This is a genomic window from Vogesella oryzagri (assembly GCF_040148885.1).
Classification (GTDB): Bacteria; Pseudomonadota; Gammaproteobacteria; order Burkholderiales; family Chromobacteriaceae; genus Vogesella; species Vogesella oryzagri.
The window spans coordinates 87,480-106,585 of the sequence record NZ_JBEFLD010000008.1 but is presented as its reverse complement, the minus strand read 5'-3'; the positions used below and the strand labels follow the sequence as shown (position 1 = coordinate 106,585).

At 64.0% G+C, this 19,106-nt stretch carries 21 protein-coding genes and 1 tRNA gene; 16 read left to right on the top strand and 6 right to left on the bottom strand.

What is annotated here, in order from left to right; genetic code table 11:
* Nucleotides 1-49: 49 nt before the first annotated feature.
* A complete protein-coding gene (locus ABNW52_RS15395; RefSeq protein ID WP_349589634.1) occupies nt 50-2,020 on the top strand; it encodes a monovalent cation:proton antiporter family protein in 1,971 nt (656 codons plus the stop codon).
* 71 nt (nt 2,021-2,091) lie between these two features.
* Here ABNW52_RS15395 and ABNW52_RS15390 read toward each other — a convergent pair whose 3' ends face one another.
* Both ABNW52_RS15390 and ABNW52_RS15385 read right to left on the bottom strand, forming a co-directional pair.
* On the bottom strand, nt 2,092-4,281 hold the full coding sequence (locus ABNW52_RS15390; RefSeq protein ID WP_349589632.1) for an AsmA family protein: 2,190 nt from the start codon (nt 4,279-4,281) through the stop codon (nt 2,092-2,094).
* Nucleotides 4,282-4,409: 128 nt separating this feature from the next.
* Nucleotides 4,410-4,483 (bottom strand) — tRNA-Gly (locus ABNW52_RS15385).
* Nucleotides 4,484-4,784: 301 nt separating this feature from the next.
* Here ABNW52_RS15385 and ABNW52_RS15380 point away from each other — a divergent pair.
* From ABNW52_RS15380 to greB, 14 genes are all read left to right on the top strand, one after another.
* On the top strand, nt 4,785-5,780 hold the full coding sequence (locus ABNW52_RS15380) for an asparaginase (protein WP_349589630.1): 996 nt from the start codon (nt 4,785-4,787) through the stop codon (nt 5,778-5,780).
* 273 nt (nt 5,781-6,053) lie between these two features.
* Entirely contained in the window at nt 6,054-6,617 is a 564-nt protein-coding gene (locus ABNW52_RS15375; RefSeq protein ID WP_349589628.1) for an ATP-binding protein, read from the top strand.
* Nucleotides 6,618-6,839: 222 nt separating this feature from the next.
* Complete coding sequence (locus tag ABNW52_RS15370) at nt 6,840-7,058, top strand: RNA-binding S4 domain-containing protein (RefSeq protein ID WP_349589626.1); 219 nt, start codon at nt 6,840-6,842, stop codon at nt 7,056-7,058.
* Nucleotides 7,055-7,258: an oxidoreductase-like domain-containing protein gene (locus ABNW52_RS15365; RefSeq protein ID WP_349589624.1), complete on the top strand. Its 204-nt coding sequence runs from the start codon at nt 7,055-7,057 to the stop codon at nt 7,256-7,258. Before ABNW52_RS15370 ends, ABNW52_RS15365 begins: the two co-directional genes overlap by 4 nt.
* Before the next feature lies 1 nt (nt 7,259).
* Nucleotides 7,260-8,138, top strand: a complete 879-nt coding sequence (locus ABNW52_RS15360; protein WP_349589621.1) for a 3',5'-nucleoside bisphosphate phosphatase — start codon at nt 7,260-7,262, stop codon at nt 8,136-8,138.
* Nucleotides 8,139-8,141: 3 nt separating this feature from the next.
* Nucleotides 8,142-8,762: an L-threonylcarbamoyladenylate synthase gene (locus ABNW52_RS15355; protein WP_349589618.1), complete on the top strand. Its 621-nt coding sequence runs from the start codon at nt 8,142-8,144 to the stop codon at nt 8,760-8,762.
* Nucleotides 8,763-8,775: 13 nt separating this feature from the next.
* Nucleotides 8,776-9,414, top strand: a complete 639-nt coding sequence (locus tag ABNW52_RS15350) for a site-2 protease family protein (RefSeq protein WP_349589616.1) — start codon at nt 8,776-8,778, stop codon at nt 9,412-9,414.
* Between the two features lie 27 nt (nt 9,415-9,441).
* On the top strand, nt 9,442-10,638 hold the full coding sequence (locus ABNW52_RS15345; RefSeq protein WP_349589613.1) for a tryptophan--tRNA ligase: 1,197 nt from the start codon (nt 9,442-9,444) through the stop codon (nt 10,636-10,638).
* 65 nt (nt 10,639-10,703) lie between these two features.
* Nucleotides 10,704-11,522: a segregation and condensation protein A gene (locus ABNW52_RS15340; protein ID WP_349589610.1), complete on the top strand. Its 819-nt coding sequence runs from the start codon at nt 10,704-10,706 to the stop codon at nt 11,520-11,522.
* Nucleotides 11,523-11,669: 147 nt separating this feature from the next.
* Nucleotides 11,670-12,083, top strand: coding sequence for a hypothetical protein (locus tag ABNW52_RS15335; RefSeq protein WP_349589917.1), 414 nt, complete (start codon nt 11,670-11,672; stop codon nt 12,081-12,083).
* Nucleotides 12,084-12,096: 13 nt separating this feature from the next.
* Nucleotides 12,097-12,417 (top strand): YnfA family protein, encoded by a 321-nt coding sequence (locus ABNW52_RS15330; RefSeq protein WP_386108173.1) that lies wholly within the window; start codon nt 12,097-12,099, stop codon nt 12,415-12,417.
* 103 nt (nt 12,418-12,520) lie between these two features.
* Nucleotides 12,521-13,123, top strand: coding sequence for an SMC-Scp complex subunit ScpB (scpB, locus tag ABNW52_RS15325; RefSeq protein ID WP_349589608.1), 603 nt, complete (start codon nt 12,521-12,523; stop codon nt 13,121-13,123).
* A 68-nt stretch (nt 13,124-13,191) separates the two neighbouring features.
* The gene (locus ABNW52_RS15320) at nt 13,192-14,460 is read left to right on the top strand and encodes a pseudouridine synthase (RefSeq protein WP_349589606.1); all 1,269 of its coding nucleotides are present in this window, start codon (nt 13,192-13,194) and stop codon (nt 14,458-14,460) included.
* Nucleotides 14,461-14,622: 162 nt separating this feature from the next.
* Nucleotides 14,623-15,180 (top strand): transcription elongation factor GreB, encoded by a 558-nt coding sequence (gene greB, locus ABNW52_RS15315; RefSeq protein ID WP_349589603.1) that lies wholly within the window; start codon nt 14,623-14,625, stop codon nt 15,178-15,180.
* A 57-nt stretch (nt 15,181-15,237) separates the two neighbouring features.
* On the opposite strand, the gene ABNW52_RS15310 is transcribed toward greB, so the two are convergent.
* Nucleotides 15,238-15,681, bottom strand: coding sequence for a MarR family winged helix-turn-helix transcriptional regulator (locus ABNW52_RS15310; protein ID WP_349589600.1), 444 nt, complete (start codon nt 15,679-15,681; stop codon nt 15,238-15,240).
* A gap of 78 nt (nt 15,682-15,759) precedes the next feature.
* On the opposite strand from ABNW52_RS15310, the gene ABNW52_RS15305 reads away from it, so the two are divergent.
* Nucleotides 15,760-16,911, top strand: a complete 1,152-nt coding sequence (locus ABNW52_RS15305) for an aminotransferase-like domain-containing protein (RefSeq protein WP_349589597.1) — start codon at nt 15,760-15,762, stop codon at nt 16,909-16,911.
* A 166-nt stretch (nt 16,912-17,077) separates the two neighbouring features.
* Here ABNW52_RS15305 and ABNW52_RS15300 read toward each other — a convergent pair whose 3' ends face one another.
* Genes ABNW52_RS15300 through minD form a run of 3 tightly spaced genes read right to left on the bottom strand, consistent with a single transcriptional unit; the run spans nt 17,078 to nt 19,094 of the window.
* On the bottom strand, nt 17,078-18,016 hold the full coding sequence (locus ABNW52_RS15300) for a LysR substrate-binding domain-containing protein (protein WP_349589595.1): 939 nt from the start codon (nt 18,014-18,016) through the stop codon (nt 17,078-17,080).
* Nucleotides 18,017-18,020: 4 nt separating this feature from the next.
* Nucleotides 18,021-18,278 (bottom strand): cell division topological specificity factor MinE, encoded by a 258-nt coding sequence (gene minE, locus ABNW52_RS15295; RefSeq protein WP_349589592.1) that lies wholly within the window; start codon nt 18,276-18,278, stop codon nt 18,021-18,023.
* 3 nt (nt 18,279-18,281) lie between these two features.
* Nucleotides 18,282-19,094 (bottom strand): septum site-determining protein MinD, encoded by an 813-nt coding sequence (gene minD / locus ABNW52_RS15290; protein ID WP_349589590.1) that lies wholly within the window; start codon nt 19,092-19,094, stop codon nt 18,282-18,284.
* Nucleotides 19,095-19,106: the final 12 nt, after the last annotated feature.

Sequence of the window (19,106 nt, the reverse complement as noted above, 5' to 3'; positions counted from 1 at the left end):
GTGCAATTTTTGCTTGGGCGCGACAAAGCGCCAGGAGTTTCCCGACACGATGCATTCCTTGTTTCCCGTTGTGATGGTATTGCTGGTGGCCGTGCTGGCCGTGACCGCCTGCCGAAAATTGCGCGTGCCCGCGATGCTGGGCTATCTGGTGGTGGGCTTTCTGGCGGGCCCCGGTGTGATGCATCTGGTGCCGGAAGGGCCGGAAACCGAGTTCCTCGGCGAAATCGGCATCGTGTTCATGATGTTTTCCATCGGCCTGGAGTTCTCGCTGGCCAAGCTCAAGGCCATGCGCCACCTGGTGTTTGGCCTCGGGCTGGCGCAGGTGCTGCTGACCATGCTGCTGGTGGGCGGGGTGATCGGCATCATGAACAGCAGCGCGCTGAGCGGCTTTGCTGTGGCCGCCGCGCTGGTGATGTCGTCCACCGCCATTGTCAGCAAGCTGTTGTCCGAGCGGCTGGAGCTGCCGCAGGCGCATGGCCAGCTGGCGATGGGGGTGTTGTTGTTTCAGGACATCGCCGTGGTGCCGCTGCTGATCCTGCTGCCGGCGTTTGCGGCCAACTCTGACCGCATCTGGCTGGATCTGGGGCTGGCGCTGCTCAAGGTGGTGCTGGTGCTCAGCCTGCTGCTGGTGTTTGGCCAGAAGCTGATGCGGCGCTGGTTTCACCTGGTGGCGCGGCAGCGTTCCGGCGAGCTGTTCATGATCAATGTGCTGCTGGTGACGCTGGGGGTGGCGCTGATCACCCAGCTGGCCGGCCTGTCACTGGCGCTGGGCGCCTTTGTCGCCGGCATGCTGATCTCGGAAACCGAGTACCGCTTCCAGGTGGAAGAGGACATCAAGCCGTTCCGCGACATCCTGCTGGGTTTCTTCTTCATCACCGTGGGCATGCGGCTGGATGTGAACGTGCTGTTTGCCGAGTCCGGCAGCATTCTGCTGATGCTGTTCCTGCTGATTCCGCTGAAGCTGCTGATCGTCTGGCTGCTGGCGCGCGTCTTCGGCCAGCGTAACAAGGACGCCTTCAAGGCCGCGCTGGCGCTGGCGCAGGGCGGCGAATTCGGTTTCGTGCTGCTGTCGCTGTCCGGCAACCTCAAGCTGCTGCCGCCGGTAATGGAGCAGGCGGCCATCGCCGGCATCCTGCTGTCGATGCTGCTGGCACCGTTCCTGATCCAGAATGCCGACAAGATCGTCAAGCGCCTGATCAAGCAGGACTGGACCATGCAGTCGCTGGACCTGCACCAGATCCTGGTGCAGAGCATGCTGAAGAACGAGCACGTCATCGTCTGCGGTTACGGCCGTAGCGGCCAGTATCTGGCCCGGTTGCTGGAAAGCGAGGACATCCCGTTCTTTGCATTGGATCTGGACCCGGAGCGGGTGCGTGAGGCCGGCGAGGCCGGGGACTCGGTGGTGTTTGGCGATGCCGGCAAGCGCGAGGTGCTGATGGCGGCCGGGGTGATGCGCGCCAAGGCGGTGGTGATCACCTTTGCCGACACGCATGCCTCCGAGCGCATTATCGACGTGGTGCGCCAGCAGCGCCGCGACTTGCCGGTGATCGTGCGCACCATTGATGATTCCGACATGGCGCAGCTGCGTGCCGCCGGCGCCGACGAGGTGGTGTCCGAGGTGATGGAAGGCAGCCTGATGCTGGCCTCGCATGCGCTGATGGTGCTGGGCGTGCCGCTCAACCGCGTACTGCGCCGCATCCGCACCGTGCGCGAACAGCGCTACGACCTGTTCAAGGGCTTCTTCCGCGGTGCTTCCGACGAGGTGGATGGCATCGACGACGCGCAGCTGGAACGGCTGCTGAGCGTGCAGCTGCTGCCGGGGGCCAGCGCCATCGGCATGCATCTGGGTAACTTGCCGCTGGCGGAGCTGGGGGTGCAGATCAAGGCGCTGCGGCGCGGCAGCGCCCGCTACACCGAGCTGACACGGGATTTTGAGCTGGAAGAAGACGATGTGCTGGTGTTGCTGGGACGGCCGGCGCCATTGATGCAGGCGGAAAGCCTGTTGCTGCAGGGCATGTGATGCCCGCGGCGGCAAAATGAAACGGCCAGGCTGCTGACAGCCTGGCCGTTCTGTTTGCTGCTCGCCGTGCCTTACTTGGCGTGCTCGCGTGGTGTGGGCTGCGGCAGGATGGTGGTGATCTGCTTCTTCAGTTCCTGCTTCAGCGCCTGCTGCTTTTCGCCTTCGGTTTTCTTGCCCTTGACGATGGAGTTGAAGTCCAGCGCATACACCGGCTGGTTCAGCGGGCCGGTAATCTTCAGCGGAATGTTGACGCCGCCCAGGCGGGCAAAGGCTTTCGGGTTGGCGCGCACATTCAGCGTGTAGTCGACGATGTTCTGCACCAGATCCACCTTGCCGCTGCCGCTGACGTTCACCAGCGACGACGCCAGCTGCAGATCCTGGCTGCGCGCCACGCCGTTTTGCAGCTCGAAGGCGGCGGCCATGGCGGAGAAGGTGGTTTTCTGATCCGGCTTGGCCGGCATGCTGCTGCTGTTCCAGTCTTTCAGTTCGCCCGGCAGATCGCGCAGCGCCGAGACTAGGTCAATGCCGTTGAGGGCGCCTTTTTCCAGTCGCACTGCCACCTTGCCGTTCAGCGTGTTGCGCAGCGCCGCCAGCGAGTTGCCGTGGGCAGTCAGCTGTACCCAGCCATTGCCGGCGCCTTCCACGCGGCCAACATCAAACAAGTCCTGCATCAGCGGCCGAATCTGCATGCCCAGCAGCTGCTGCGACAGCTCCAGCCGCGGCTCCTTGTCGCGTAGCAGATGCAGCGAGCCTTTCAGCGCACCGCCGTAGATGGCGGCGCTGAGGTTGTCCAGTGCCAGGCTTTCCGGCCGCGCAGTCACATCGGCAGCGATGTCCTTGATGCGGAAGCGGCCCATTGCCAGCTCGCCGATGGCCAGCTTGCCGTCCAGATCGAGGAAGTCCATCCAGTCCAGCCGGAACGGCGTGCCGTTCTGGAATAGCGCCACCGCTTGCTGTGCCTGGTTTTCCGGCAGGTAGCGGTTCAGGTCCAGCTTGCCCAGCGACAGGGTGACCTCCTGCCGTGGCGACAGGAAACCATACTGGGTGGCGGTGGCGGACAGCGCGGCGCCATCCAGCTGGCCGGCCACGCGCAGGTTGAGACGGCTGTCATTGAGGTCGCCATCCAGTGCGCCGCTCAGCGCGGCCTGCAGTTGGCCGCGTGGCAATGCCGGGGTCTTCAGTTGGGCGGTCAGCGTCAGCGGTTCCAGACGCAGCAGGTTGTAGCCGGCCAGGTTCAGCGGCGCCCGCAGTGTCATATTGAGCGAGTGGGTGCCCACCAGCCACGACAGCTGGCTCTGCAGCTGGCTGGCAAACGCGCCGTCGCGGGTCAGGCGCAGCTCGGCTAGTTGACCGTTGAAGCGGTACTGGGTGCGGGCGTAGTCCATCTGCCCGCTGATGCTGGCCGCCGGGGTGCTCAGCTCGGACAGGCTGGCATTGACCGACGGCAGCAGCGCCTCGGCGTGGCTCTTGGGCAGCGAGCTGTCCAGCGTCAGCTTGAGGTTTTCGCCGCTGGCCAGCAGGGTGCCAAAGTTGAGCTTGAGTTTGCCCTCGGCCTTCAGCCGCAACTCGCCCAGCTTGTCGGTGCTGCTGATCGCCAGCGCGGACAGGTGCTCGATATTGACCTGATCGTCCAGGCGGGTGAACGGCGCCTGCATGGCCAGGCTGACGACCTGGCTGCCGGCCAGCAGGCGGCCGCCGAATGATAGGCTGGCATCGCTGCGCAGGCCTTCGACATCGAGGCTGCCTTCTTCCAGCTTGCTGTTGCGGCCGTTGACGCGGTCGGACAGCAGGATGGTGGTGCCGCGCAGCGCCATGGTGTCGAGGTTCAGCTTGAAGCGGCTGGGCTTGCGGCGGCGCAGCAGGTCGGTAAAGTTGAGCGTGCCGTCGCTGTTGCGCACCACCTTGACGGTGCTGTCGCGCAGCGACAGGTGGGTGATTTCCAGGTCGCCGAACAGCAGCGGCAGCCAGGCCAACCGGGCCTGAATCTCGCCGACGCGGGCAAATTCGTCGCGCCCGCCGGGCTCGCTGACGCTGACATCGCCCAGCGCCAGGCCTGGCGACGGGAACAGCATCGGCGATACCGAGCCGTTGATGGTAATGGTGCGGTGGGTGTCGGCCAGCGAGCGCTGCAGGTTGGTGCGCACGCTCTGGCTGTCAAAGCGCAGAAAGAACAGCGTCAGTGCCAGCACCAGCAGGCTGCCCAGCAGCAGCAGGGTGTATACCGACACTTTCAGCCACAGGCGGCCGGAATTCCATTTCATTGTGCAGTGCCCGTCCCGGTGTAAGTCGATTGGCGTCTGACCCGCGCACGATGTGGCCGGCAAGATCAACGGAAAACGGCGCGGCGGCGTGCGGTGTTTTTGCGGCGGGATAGACGTGAACGGCGGGGTGGAGCGGGTGAAGGGAATCGAACCCTCGTCGTAAGCTTGGGAAGCTTCTGCTCTACCATTGAGCTACACCCGCGTCAGGTGAAGCGCGAGTATACGCATGGCGGCTGGTGTGTGCAACGTGGCCGCCTGGCGGCGCTACGGACCGGCGGGGTAAATATTGTATATTGCCGGCAATGTGTTGATGCGCGGCGTGGCGGGCACCCGGCCTGCCATATGCTGTGGCGGCGCAAGGTTGGCCGCAGCCGCCGGCTGCCGTATCGGCCATCTTTCATCCTCGCAGTGCCGGACAACGGTACTGCCGTTTTGCCACCCGCACCACGAAACGGTAGCTGGCTGCCGTTTCGTGGCGTCTGTGGCCTTACTCTGGAGCACGCATGAGCAAACTGCTGATTCTGTATACCGGTGGCACCATCGGTATGGACTACACCCCGCAAGGGTTGGCGCCGGTATCCGGCTACCTGCCGCGCCAGCTGGAGCGGCTGGCACGCGATGGCGTCAGCTGGGACGTGGTGGAGTACCCGCAGCTGATCGACTCCTCCGCCATCACCATCGCCCACTGGCGCCAGCTGGTGGCCGACATCGCCGCCACCTACCAGCAGTACGACGGCTTCGTGGTGATCCACGGCACCGATACCATGGCCTATACCGCCAGTGTGCTGGCGTTTGCACTGCAAAACCTGCAGAAGCCGGTGATCGTCACCGGCTCGCAGCTGCCGCTGGTGCACCCGCGCAGCGACGGCTGGAGCAATGTCGGCGTGGCGATCGAAGCGGCCTGCCAGCCGAACCTGCACGAAGTGGCGATTGCCTTCGACAACGTGCTGCTGCGCGGCTGTCGTGCGCGCAAGGTGGATGCCACCAGCTTTGCCGGTTTCGACAGTCCCAATGCCGCGCCGCTGGCGCAGTTTGGCATCGCGGCGCACTGGCAGCGCAGCCAGTGGCGGCGTGGCAGTGGCGAGTTCCGCGCCGTGCTGCCGCAGGAACAGGACATCCGCAGCGGCTTCCTGCTGCCGGGCGGCATGGCGGCGGCGTTCGGCCGCTGGTTGGCCGCCGATACGCCGCAGGGCGCGCTGCTGTTTTCCTACGGCAACGGCAACACCCCGGAAGAGCCGGCGCTGCTGGATGGCATCCGTGCCGCAAGCGCCGCCGGCTGCGTGGTGGTGAACCTGACGCAATGCCCACGCGGCGCGGTGGAAGTGGGCGCCTATGCCGCCAGCCAGCCGTTGGCACAGGCCGGGGCGGTCAGCGCCGGCGACATGACGCCGGAAGCAGCGCAAGCCAAGCTGCTGCTGCTGCTGTCGCAGGGCCTGTCCAGCGCCGAGATTCGCGCCGCCTTTGCCCGCGATCAGGTGGGCGAGATTACCCTCGACTGATTAAAAAATAGGCATAAACGGTTTTGCCCTGCCGCGTCAGCCACTTGCCGCGCTTATCCACAAGCCGCTCACAGTGCTATGCAAGACGATGCGGGATAATCTGTTGATGGCCGCCTAAAAAATGGGCAGCCGCTTTGCCTGCCTTGCAGATCAGCGACTTAGCTCGCTTTTCCACAACGCGCCCACATCCTTGCTCCCACAGGATGTGGGCGTTTTGCATTCCATTGTGGACAAGCGCCGTGGTGCAGGCTGCGCGCGCTATAATGTGCGGCTATGTCAGCACTGCGCATCGCCATCGTCGGCCCGGAATCCTGCGGCAAAAGCACCCTGGCGGCCGATCTGGCACAGGCACTGCAACGCTGCGGCGTGGCCGTCGCCGTGGTGCCGGAGTTCGCCCGCGACTACTACGCCACGCGCGCGTACGCGCCGACGCCGGCGGATATCTTCGCCATTGCCCATGGCCAGCTGGCGGCGGAAGCCGCGCTGGCCGAGCAGGTGCAGGTGCAGGTGTTGCTGTGTGACAGCACGGTGCTGACCTGCCGTATCTGGGCCGAGGTAGCCTTTGGCGTGGCGGAGCCGGCGCTGCTGGCGCTGAACCGGCCGCAGGATTACACGCTGACGCTGCTGGCGGCGGCGGATATTCCCTGGCAGTACGACCCGCTGCGCAGCCACCCGGAGCAGCGCGACTGGCTGTTCGGCCTGTATCGCGCCGCGCTGGATGCCGCGGCTGTGGATTACCGCGTGCTGGCTGGCAGCCGGCAGCAAAGGTTGGCCGCAGTGTGGCCGGCATTGCGCGGTTTATTGCCGCAATTGCCTGTTTTTTGTGCAACGGGCTGATTGTGTTGCTGTCTCAAGTACTTGGACAACTTGTCCACAGATGGCTCACAAGGCTGTCCAGCCCGGATGTGGAAAGTAAAAATAAACTGCCTGTTTTTTGAGCATCTGCGAAAAATCATGATGAATCAGCGGCTTGTGTGTCTTGTCCACAAGCGGCTCACAAGGCTGTCAAACGACAATGTGAAAAACGTTGGCCGCAGCCTGGAAAATATGTGAACAACCATGCTTAAAGAAAATTACGCACTGCAAGGCGACTACATTCCGCTGTGCGATCTGCTGAAAACCTGCGGCGTGTGCGACACCGGCGGCCAGGCCAAACATTTCATTGCCGACGGCAATGTGTTGGTGGACGGACAGCAGGAACTGCGCAAGACCAACAAGATCCGCGCCGGCCAGGTGGTGAGCGGCGACGGCTTCGAAATCACCGTGGTGGCGGCGTGAGCGAGCCGCTGCTGGTCGGCGACGACGATTTCGATCCGATGCCGGAAGCACCGGAAGCGCCGACCGACGACATGTGTTGCGGCAGCGGCTGCGACCCGTGCGTGTGGGACACCTACAACGCTGCCGTGCAGGACTACCGCCGCAAGCTGGCGGCCTGGCAACTGCGTGAGGCTGCGCGTAACGCGCGGCAGGAAGGCTGACATGGCCACTGTTGATCTGCATTTTCATTCCACCGCCTCCGACGGCGGCCTGCCGCCGGACGAAGTGATCCGCCGCGCCGCCGAGCGCGGCGCCACGCTGGTGGCGCTGACCGACCATGACGGCACCGCCGGCATTGCCCAGGCCGCCGCCACCGCCGCGGCCTGTGGCCTGCCGTTTCTGGCCGGGGTAGAGGTATCGGTTACCTGGAACGACAGCCACACCGTGCACATCGTCGGCCTGGGCATCGACCCGGATGATCCGACCCTGGCGGCCGGGCTGAAGTCGATTCGCGATGGCCGCATCGAGCGGGCGCGGCTGATGTCGGCGGCGCTGGAAAAGGCCGGCATCCACGGCGCGTTTGACGGCGCCATGCCACTGGCGGCCAACCCGGAGATGATCAGCCGCACCCACTTTGCCCGTTTCCTGGTGCAAAGCGGGGTGGTGAAGGACGTGAAGGGCGTGTTCCGCAAATACCTGGCCAAGGGCAAGCCGGGCTATGTGCCGCACCGCTGGGCCAGCCTGCAGGATGCGGTGGCGTGGATCCGCGCCGCCGGCGGCATGGCGGTGATCGCCCACCCGGGGCGCTACGACATGGGCCGCACCCTGATCGAGCGGCTGGTAACCGAATTCAAGGAGGCTGGCGGCGAGGGCATCGAAGTGGCCAGCGGCAGCCACAGCCTGGACGACATGCTCAAGTTCGCGCTGGTGGCGCAGAAGTTCGAGCTGTACGCCAGCGCCGGCAGCGATTTTCACGCTCCGGGCGAGGGTGGCCGTGATGTCGGCTACACCGAGCCGCTACCGCCGATCTGCAAACCGATCTGGGAACCGCTGGCCGCGCGCATTCTGCCGCCGGCGGCCGCCCCGAGCAGCGGAGCCTAGACCATGGCACAGTTTTTTGTGATTCACCCGGACAACCCGCAGCTGCGGCTGATCCGCGAGGCGGCCAAGATCATCCGCGACGGCGGCGTGGTGGTGTATCCCACCGACTCCTGTTACGCGCTGGGCTGCCACCTGGGCGACAAGAAGGCGATGGAACGGCTGCTGGCCATTCGCCAGCTGGACCTCAAGCACCACCTGACGCTGGTATGCGCCGATCTGTCGTCGCTGGCCAACTATGCGCGGGTGGATAATGCGCAGTTCCGCCAGCTGAAGGCCGCCACTCCCGGCAGCTTCACCTTCATCCTGGAAGCCAGCCGCGAGGTGCCCAAGCGCACCCTGCACCCCAAGCGCGCCACCATCGGCCTGCGCGTGCCGGAAAACCCGGTAGCGCTGGCGCTGCTGGCGGAGCTGGGCGAACCGATCCTGTCCTGCACCCTGCTGCTGCCGGGTGACGAGGAAGCCCTCACCGACCCGTATGAAATCCGCGAGCGGCTGGAACAACAGGTGGACTTGGTGATCGATGGAGGCTGGTGCGGCACCGATCCCACCACCGTGATCGACATGACCGACGGCGTGGAACTGCTGCGCCGCGGCAAGGGCGACCCGGCCATACTCGGCCTGTAAAAAGGAAATTCACTTGGACGAACTCAACCTGATTCAAAAAATCTCGGTGTATGCGCTGCCGGTGCTGTTTGCCATCACCCTGCACGAAGCGGCGCACGGCTACGTGGCCAAGCTGTGCGGCGACGACACCGCCGAGCGCATGGGCCGCGTCTCGCTGAACCCGCTGCGTCATATCGACCCGGTCGGCACCGTGCTGCTGCCGCTGCTGAGCCTTGTGCTGGGCGGCTTCCTGTTCGGCTGGGCCAAGCCGGTGCCGGTACGTTTTGGCAACCTGCGCAAACCGCGCAGCGGCATGCGCCTGGTGGCCGCCGCTGGCCCTGCGGCCAACCTGCTGATGGCCATCACCTGGGTGCTGCTGCTCAAGCTGGCCATCGTGATGGACAACAGCTACAGCGAGCCGCTGGCGCTGATGAGCCAGGCCGGCATCGGCATCAACGTGGTGCTGATGGTGCTCAACCTGATGCCGATCCTGCCGCTGGACGGTGGCCGCATCGTGGAAAGCCTGTTGCCGCCGCGCCAGGCGTACACCTTCTCCAAGCTGGAGCCCTACGGCATGTGGATTCTGCTGGCGCTGGTGTTCACCGGCCTGCTGTCGCCGATCCTGCGGCCGTTTACCAATTTCGTTTTCAATCTGCTCGGGCAGCTGCTCTGAGACCACCCATCAACCGGAACCTCATCCATGTTTGCCAACCGTATCCTCTCCGGCATGCGCCCCACCGGCAGCCTGCACCTTGGCCATTACCACGGTGTGATCAAGAACTGGGTCGAGCTGCAGCACAGCCATGAATGCTTCTTCATGGTGGCCGACTGGCACGCGCTGACCACCAACTTCGACGATGTGTCCATCATCGGCAAATCGATTAACGAAATGGTGATCGACTGGCTGGCCTCCGGCGTTGATCCGGAAAAATCCACCATCTTCGTACAGTCCAAGGTGCCGCAGCACGCCGAGCTGCACCTGGCGCTGTCGATGGTCACCCCGCTGGGCTGGCTGGAGCGCGTGCCCACCTACAAGGACCAGCTGGAAAAACTCAGCCACAAGGATCTCACCACCTACGGCTTCCTCGGCTACCCGCTGCTGCAGGCTGCCGACATCCTGATCTACAAGGCCGGCCTGGTGCCGGTAGGCGAAGACCAGGTACCGCACATCGAACTGACCCGCGAAGTGGCACGCCGCTTCAACCACATGTTCGGCCGCGAGCCGAACTTCGAGGAACTGGCGAAAGCCGCGGTGAAGAAGATCGGCAAGGCTGGCAAGCAGTTCGAGCAGCTGCGTACCGCCTACCTGCAGGATGGCCACGCCGAGGCACTGGTGCAGGCGCACGAAATCCTGGCCGCCAGCCAGAACCTGGGCGCCGCCGACCGCGAACGGCTGATGGGCTGGCTGGAAAACAAGGGCAAGACCATCCTGCCGGAGTGCGAGGCCAAGCTTACCGCCGCCTCCAAGATGCCGGGCCTCGACGGCCACAAGATGTCCAAGTCCTACGGCAACACCATCACCATGCGCGAAGCGCCGGAGGCGGTGTCCAAGAAAATCCGTGCCATGCCCACCGACCCGGCGCGCGTGCGCCGTACCGACGCCGGCAACCCGGAAAAATGCCCGGTATGGCAGCTGCACGAGGTGTACAGCAGCGGCGAGACCAAGGAGTGGGTGAAGGCCGGCTGTACCAGCGCCGGCATCGGCTGCCTGGACTGCAAGCAGCCGGTGATCGACGCCGTGGTGCGCGAACAGCAACCGATGTTCGAACGTGCCGAGAAATACCTGACCAACCCCAAGCTGGTGCAGGACATCCTGGCCGACGGCAACGCCAAGGCAGAGAAAGTGGCGCGTGCCACCATGGACGACGTGCGCGCCGCCATCGGACTGGGCTACTAAACCCGCCGCCACCGTGACCAAGGTTGGCCGCATGCCCTGCGGCCAACCTTTTTTATCGAGAAACCATGACCGATCCCGACTTCCAGCTCACCCCGCCCGAACTGCCTGCCGGCGTGCCGATCGCGCACGTGTTCGGCCAGCCGGTGCTGGAAGTGCCGCAGGATCTGTTCATCCCGCCGGATGCGCTGCAGGTGATCCTGGAGAGCTTCGAAGGCCCGCTCGACCTGCTGCTGTACCTGATCCGCAAGCAGAACCTGGACGTGCTCAACATCCCGATGGCCGAGGTCACCGCGCAGTACATGGGCTATATCGACGCCATGCGCGGCGGGCGGCTGGAGCTGGCGGCAGAATACCTGCTGATGGCGGCACTGCTGATCGAGATCAAGTCGCGGCTGCTGCTGCCGCGCCCGCCAGTGGACGGCGACGACGACCCGGACGACCCGCGTGCCGAGCTGGTGCGCCGGCTGCTGGAGTACGAGCAGATGAAACTGGCGGCGCTGGAACTGGACCAACTGCCGCAGGCCGACCGCGACTTCGCCTGGCTGGCGGTGCTGGTGGAACAATCCGCCGAGCAGCGGCTGCCGGACGTCAGCCCGCTGGACCTGCGCCAGGCATGGCTGGCGATCCTGTCGCGCGCCAAGCACAACCGCCACCACAAGGTGGAAAAGGATGAACTGTCGGTGCGCGAGCAGATGAGCTGGATCGTGCGCTACCTCGACGGCCGCGACTACGTGGCGTTCGAGGAGTTGTTCGACCTGCACAAGGGCGTGGCGCACCTGGTGGTCAACTTCATCGCCGTGCTGGAGCTGGTGAAGGAGGGCATGATCAAGGTGAGCCAGGACGAGCCGTACCAGCCGATCTACGTAAGATTGGCATTGGTGTAGCGTCGGCTAAGCTTGGTAAAGATGAAATATAAGGTGCCGACCATGCGATGCCTGATAGCAATTGTTGCGAGCATACAGTTGGCCGCTTGCTCCTCTACCTCCGTTTGGATGCCCGTTGCAGGGAGAAATGCTGCGGTGGGAATTGTGATGCGTAAGCCCGCGCCATTGGCGGGTGTGGCGCAAGAACAGCATTTACAGATGCTAGCGACGATGCTCGGGAAATCGTTAGCTGAAAAGGGTGTCGAGATCGCGCCTCTGCCGCGTGGATTTGCGCCTGAAAATATCCGGCTTGAAGCTGATCAGATAGCGGCATTCCGTGTGTTACTTGAGTTGCAGTTACAAACTTCTTTCTTGCCACTAAAGGCAGTTGACGCTGGGGCACCGCAGTGGGCGTTCAGTGTCAATATGATAATTCATCACTTGACAGCCTTTCCGGCGTCCCGCTTTTGCTCCGCAGTTACTATGCCCGTGGCAAGATTTTCTGAGTTGCAGAGTGCAGATGTCATCGTCCCGGCATTGCGCAGTTGTATTCAGCAGCTGGAGCCGGTCGACCTACCGTGAGCAGATTGCTGTGATGCGCACTTTTTACCTTTTTGTGGTCACGTCCTTGTGTGAGATCCTCGGCTGCTACCTGCCATGGCTGTGGCTGAAAAGAGGCGGCTCGCCGTGGTTGCTGCTGCCGGCGGCGCTAAGCCTCGCGTTGTTTGCCTGGCTGCTGACCCTGCACCCGGATGCCTCCGGTCGTATCTACGCCGCCTATGGCGGGGTGTATGTGTCGGTGGCGCTGGCGTGGCTGTGGCTGGTGGATGGTGTGCGGCCAACCTTGTGGGATGTGGCTGGCGTCGGGCTGTGCCTGGCCGGCATGGCGGTGATCATGCTGGCGCCGCGCAGCTGAGTGCGGCCAGGCGGATTCCGGCACGGCTGCAAAGCCGCACTGGCCGGCAAAAAATCGTGTAAAATCCGCGCCTTCCGTTCTGTTGTGCCCATTCGTGGCTGTCATGTCGACCATTACCGACCTCGCTTATCTCAAGATCGTGCTGGAAACCGCGCTGCTGACCGCGCAGGAACCGCTGACCGTGCATCAGCTGAAAAAGCTGTTCACCGAGGACGTGAAGGCGGCGTTGATCAATGACATCCTCGACGAGATCCAACTGAACTGGAAGGGCAGGGGCATCGAGCTGGTGAAGCTGGCTTCCGGCTGGCGCTTTCGGGCGCGCGCCGAGTTCACCCCCTACCTTAACCGGCTGACGCCGGAAAAACCGCCGCGTTACTCGCGGGCGGTGATGGAAACGCTGGCCATCATTGCCTATAAACAGCCGGTAACGCGCGGCGACATCGAGGCCATTCGTGGCGTGTCGGTGTCCACCAGTGTGATGCAGACCCTGCTGGAGCGGGGCTGGATCGAAGTAATCGGGCACAAGGATGTGCCCGGACGTCCCGGTCTGTATGCGACCACGCACAAGTTTCTGGATGACCTTGGCTTTGCCACTTTGCGCGACCTGCCGCCTTTGGCGGAACTGTCGACACTGGTGATTGCCGAGGCCCCGGCAGCAAGGGACGAAGAAGAGCCCCTCGTGGATGAGGCGCCCCGGGTGGATTGAGCGGCACACCGCACAGGTTACGCCGCGCAGGCATGCGCCACCCCCTACATCAGGAAGAAGCAAGCATTATGTCTAAAGGACAACGCAACAATTCGCGCCAGCCGCTGGCCCGTGTCCGTGGCCAGGAATCCGGCCAATCCCGCAAACCGCAAGCGCCACGTGGCCCGCGCGCTCTCAGCCCGCTGAACGCCCCGGCCGCGCCGCGCGCCAAGCCTGCGGCCAATGTTGACCGCACTGCCGCGCAGGGCGATAGCCGCCGCAGTGCGCCGCCGAGCGTCAAGCGTCGCAGCGCCGATGGCGCCACTGCGCCGGCCCCGCTGCAGCACGAACGCCGTTTCGGCAACAAGAATGCCGCCATGCCGGCCGCCGCCGGCGAACAGCCGAGCCGCGAATTCGGCCAGGCCCGTCGCACCCCCGGCGATACCCAGGCCAATGCCAAGCCGCGCGGCAAGGTGCCGCGCGCCAAGAAACTGGCGTTGCGTGCCCCCAATCAGCAAGTGGTCGATCGTTCGCAGCGTCTGCGCGAAACTCGCGTCGACGTGGACGATATCGAGCCGGTACGCCTGCAGAAGGCACTGGCGGCCTCGGGCGTGGGTTCGCGCCGCGAGATGGAAGAATGGATCGAAGCCGGCTTTGTCACCGTCAACGGCAAGAAGGCCAGCCTCGGTGACAAGGTAGGTCCGCGTGACCGCGTGATGGTGAAGGGCGACAACATCAAGCTGAAATGGGCCGACCGCCTGCCGCGCGTGATCATGTATCACAAGCAGGAAGGCGAAATCGTTACCCGCGACGACCCGGAACGCCGCGTTACCGTGTTCGACCGCCTGCCGCAGGCGCGTTCCAGCCGCTGGGTGGCGATTGGCCGCCTGGACGTGAACACTTCCGGTCTGTTGCTGATCACCACCAGCGGCGAGCTGGCCAACCGCATGATGCACCCGAGCTTCGAGTTCGACCGTGAATACTCGGTGCGCGTGCTGGGCGAGCTGACCCGCGAACAGATGGGCGAAATGACCAAGGGCGTGGAGCTGGAAGACGGTCCGGCAGTATTCCAGCGCGTCAGCGAAAAGGGCGGTGCCGAAGACGGCGCCAACCGCTGGTACAACGTGGTGATCCGCGAAGGCCGCAACCGCGAAGTGCGCCGTATGTTCGAACACTTCGGCCTCACCGTCAGCCGCCTGATCCGCGTGCGCTTCGGCAATATCGGCCTGCCGCCGCGCCTGAAGCGTGGCCAGTACTACGAGCTGAACGAATCGGAAGTGGCCGCAGTAATGAAGTGGGCCGGTTTGTCTGCTACCGGCCAGGAAGCGCCGGCTCGCGGCAACAAGCGCGCGCGCTGAGCGGTAAACTGCTACGCCTCCGGCTGCCCTGGCCGGAGGCGTTTTTCATCGCGGCGTCGCTGCCTGTGGCGCGCATGGCGGAACTCGGTGCCGTCATGCGGTGCCCGGCGGTAGGTGCCACAGCAAGCGTCCCGTCCCTGTCGGGATGGAAAAGGAAATTTCATGAGCAAAGCGTTTACCCGCGAGAGCGACGACGAGCAGGACGATGATCTGCCCGCCGAGCAGCGCCTGCCCGCCTCAAGCAAGAACTACATCACCCCGGGTGGCTGGCACCGCCTGCGCCAGGAGCTGAACCAGCTGGTGAAGGAAGAGCGTCCGCACATGACGCAGGTGGTGAACTGGGCGGCCAGCAATGGCGATCGCTCGGAAAACGGCGACTACCTGTACGGCAAGCGCCGGCTGCGCGAGATCGACCGTCGCATCCGCTTTCTGACCAAGCGGCTGGAAGCGGCCGAGGTGGTGGACCCGGAGCTGCGCGAGGCCACCGACCAGGTGTTTTTCTCTGCCACGGTGCTGATTTTGCGCGGCGATGGCAGCGAGCAGTTGCTGTCGATTGTCGGCGTGGACGAGATCGACCTCGCCAAGGGGCATATCAGCTGGATCTCGCCGATTGCGCGCACGCTGATCAAGGCGCGCGAAGGCGATGTGGTGTTTTTCCGCGGGCCGCAGGGTGAGGAAGAGATCGAAATTCTGGAGGTGCGTTACGCGCGCATCGAGTAGTAACGCGTAGTGAGGTGCAGATGCTTGCGGCCAACCTTGCTGTTGGCCGCCTGCCTGTCAGGGGCCGACGGCGTGCACCGCCATGGCCTGGTTCACCGCCAGCCAGCCGCGGGTGGCGTCCTCGCCGGCTTCGGCAAACGCCTGCATCAGCAGCTTGGCCTGTTCGCGGTGCAGTGCTTCTTCCAGCTTGCGGCCTTCTTCGGTCAGGCGCAGCTCTTTCACCCGCTTGTCGTGGGCGGCGGTGCCGGCGACGATCAGGTCCATTTCCATCAGCTGGCGCAGCGGAATATTGATGGCCTGCTTGGTGACATCCAGACAGCCAAGCAGGTCCTTGACCGACAGCCCCGGGTACAGCGCCACGAAGAACAGAATGCGGTGGTGCACCCGCGCCAGACCGCGCTTGGCGAGCATTTCGTCCGGCTTGTCGGTGAAGGCGAGATAGGCGTGAAAGAAGGCTTTCATCGCGTCGCGCAGCAAGGTGTTGGGCAGTGGTGATTGCATGTTGACGTGTGCGTCAATAGACGTTAGATTGGTCAAACAATTTGACTTAAAGCATACCTGTCAGCCAAGGAGAGTACCATGTTTTCCGAACGCGTCGAACGTCTGTCCGGCTCACTGATCCGCGAGATTCTCGCCGCCGCGCAGCGTCCGGAAGTGATTTCCTTTGCCGGTGGCCTGCCGGCTGCCAATTGCCTGCCCAAGCTGGATTTTGCCGGCGTACCGGCCAATCTGGCGCAATACGGCACCAGTGAGGGCGAGCCGGAATTCCGCGCCGCCGTGGTAGAGGAACTGGCGCGTATCGGCCTGAATGTGGATGCCTCGCAGGTGCTGGTGCTGTCCGGCTCGCAGCAGGCGCTGGACCTGGCCGCCAAGCTGTTCATCGATCCGGGCACGCCGGTGATTACCGAAGGCCCGACCTACCTGGCGGCGCTGCAGGTGTTCAAGCTGTTCGGCGCCGACATCACCACCGTGCAGCAGCAGAGCAATGGCCAGTTGTCCGCCGCTGCGCTGCAAACCGCCATCAGCGACAGCAAGGCCAAGCTGGCCTACCTGATTCCGACCTTCCAAAACCCGTCCGGTGCCTGTTATACCGAGCAGACCCGCCGGGAGCTGGCGGCGGTGATCGAGGCGGCCAAGCTGCCAGTGATCGAGGATGATCCCTACCGCGCGCTGTCCTACGACGGCGAGGCACCCAAGCCACTGGTCACCCATCTGCAAGACGCGCCGTGGATCTACTGTGGCTCGTTCTCCAAGACGCTGGCACCGGGGTTGCGCATTGGCTATATGGTGGCATCCAAGGACCTGATGCCGTACCTGATTAAGCTGAAACAGGCGGCCGACCTGCACACCAACCGTCTGGGGCAGTGGTTCAACACCAAGTGGCTGCAAAGCGGCGACTACATCAGCCATCTGCAGCAGCTGCAGCAAAGCTACAAGGTTGGCCGCGATGCGATGCAGGCGGCGCTGGAAAAACACTTTGGCGACATCGCCGACTGGCTGGTGCCGCAGGGCGGCCTGTTCTTCTGGCTGACGCTGAAGCAGCCGCGCGACACCCGTCCGCTGCTGAAAGTGGCGCTGGAGCAGCACAACGTGGCCTTCATGCCGGGCGAGGCGTTCTACGCCAATCCGGAGCAGGGCATCGGCCACCTGCGCCTGAACTTCAGCCATGCTTCGCCGGAGCGCATCGAGCAGGGCATTGCCCGTCTGGCTGGCGTGATCCGCGCCGCCTGATGCTGTCCGTGTAGGGCGGAAGCCCCGGCATGCCGGGGCGTTCTGCCAACAACGTGGATGTGAGTCAGGGCGGAACGCCGCTGCGCGTCTTCTGCCCTGCGGCAGTAAACGAAAAAGCCACCGCGAGGTGGCTTTTTGTTTGTTGCGGCCAACCAGGCGTGTCGGCTCAGACCAGCGCGGCTTCGTCTTCCAGCATGGTGACTCCGGCCAGCCCGGAGCGGAACACCGCCTGCTGCAGGGTGTGGATCGCCTTCTTGCGGAAGAACTGGCGCCGCGTCACCAGCAGCACGCGGCGCTGCGGCACCGGTGCGGCAAACGGAATCAGCGACAGCAGGTTCTCGTCGCCCGGCGCCACCGAGGTCTGCGGCAGCACGGTAATGCCCATGCCGCTGGCCACCATGTGGCGGATGGTGTTGAGCGAGGTGCCCTGCACCATGGACGCCAGGCTGCCGGACTGGTGCTGGCGGCTGGCCACTTCGCTGCAGGCCTGCAGCACCTGGTCGCGGAAGCAGTTGCCCTGTGCCAGCAGCAGCACGCTTTCGTCGCGCAGCTCATCCGGGCGTACCGACTGGCGCTTTTCCCACGGATGGCCCTTCGGTGTGGCCACCAGGAACTGCTCGTCGTACAGCGGGTAGGCCTCGGTACCGGCCTCGTCGAACGGGTCGGCGACGATGATGGCGTCCACTTCGCCGCGCTTGAGCATCTCTGCCAGCCGCGCGGTGTAGTTTTCTTCCAGGATCAGCGGCATGTCCGGCGCCAGGATGCGCAGCGCCGGGATCAGCTTGGGTAGCAGATAGGGGCTGATGGTAAAGATCACCCCCAGCTTCAGCGGCCCGGCCAGCTCGTTCTGGTGCTCGCCGGCCAGGCGTTTCACCATCTCGGCTTCTTCCAGCACGCGCTGCGATTGCTCGATGATACGCTCGCCGATCTCGGTGACCGCCACCTCCTGGCCACCGCGTTCAAACAGGGTGACGCCCAGTTCATCTTCCAGCTTCTTGATCGCAATGGACAAGGTGGGCTGGCTGACAAAACAGCTCTGTGCTGCCCGACCGAAGTGGCGCTCGCGCGCCACGGCCACGATGTAACGCAGTTCGGTAAGGGTCATGGTGTCAGCGCTGGTGCTCCGGCAGCACGATGTTGACTTCCAGTACTTCGAAGTCGTCCTGGCGTTCTACCTGCACCTTGATGTCGTCCAGATTGACGGCCACGTACTTGGAGATCACTTCCATCAGCTCGCGCTGCAGCGCCGGCAGGTAATCCGGGGCGCTGCGGCCGTTGCGTTCGTGCGCCAGGATGATCTGCAGGCGTTCGCGGGCGATAGAGGCGGTTTTCTGGCGTTTGCCGAACAGCAAATCGATCAGCGACATGGCTTAGCCTCCAAACAGACGCTTGAGGAAGCCGACTTTCTCGGCTTCGAGGAAGCGCATCGGGCGGGTTTCACCGAGGAAACGCGCCACGACATCACTGTAGGCATCGGCAGCATCGCTGCCTTTTTGATGGATCACCGGGGTGCCAGAGTTGGACGCCTGCAGGATGGCCTGCGATTCCGGGATCACGCCGATCAGGTTGACGCGCAGGATTTCCTTCACGTCGTCCACCGACAGCATTTCGCCCTTGTCCACGCGGCCCGGCGCGTAGCGGGTCAGCAGCAGGTGCTCTTTTACCGGTTCGCGGCCTTCGATGGCGCGGCGCGACTTGGAGGCCAGGATGCCCAGGATGCGGTCGGAGTCGCGCACCGAGGACACTTCCGGGTTGGTGACCACGATGGCTTCATCGGCGAACAGCAGCGCCAGCAGCGCGCCTTTTTCGATGCCGGCCGGCGAATCGCACACGATGTACTCGAAGCCCATGTCGCCCAGCTCTTTCAGCACTTTCTCCACGCCTTCCTCGGACAGCGAATCCTTGTCGCGGGTCTGCGAGGCCGGAATCACGAACAGGTTGTCGCAGTGCTTGTCCTTGATCAGGGTCTGGTTGAGGCTGGCCTCGCCATTGAGCACATTGATCAGGTCGTACACCACGCGGCGTTCGCAGCCCATGATCAGGTCCAGGTTGCGCAGGCCGACGTCAAAGTCGATTACCACGGTCTTGTGGCCGCGCAGGGCGAGGCCGGAGGAAAAGCTGGCACTGGTGGTGGTCTTGCCTACGCCGCCTTTGCCGGAAGTCACTACGATGATTTTTGCCACGATGGGGATTCC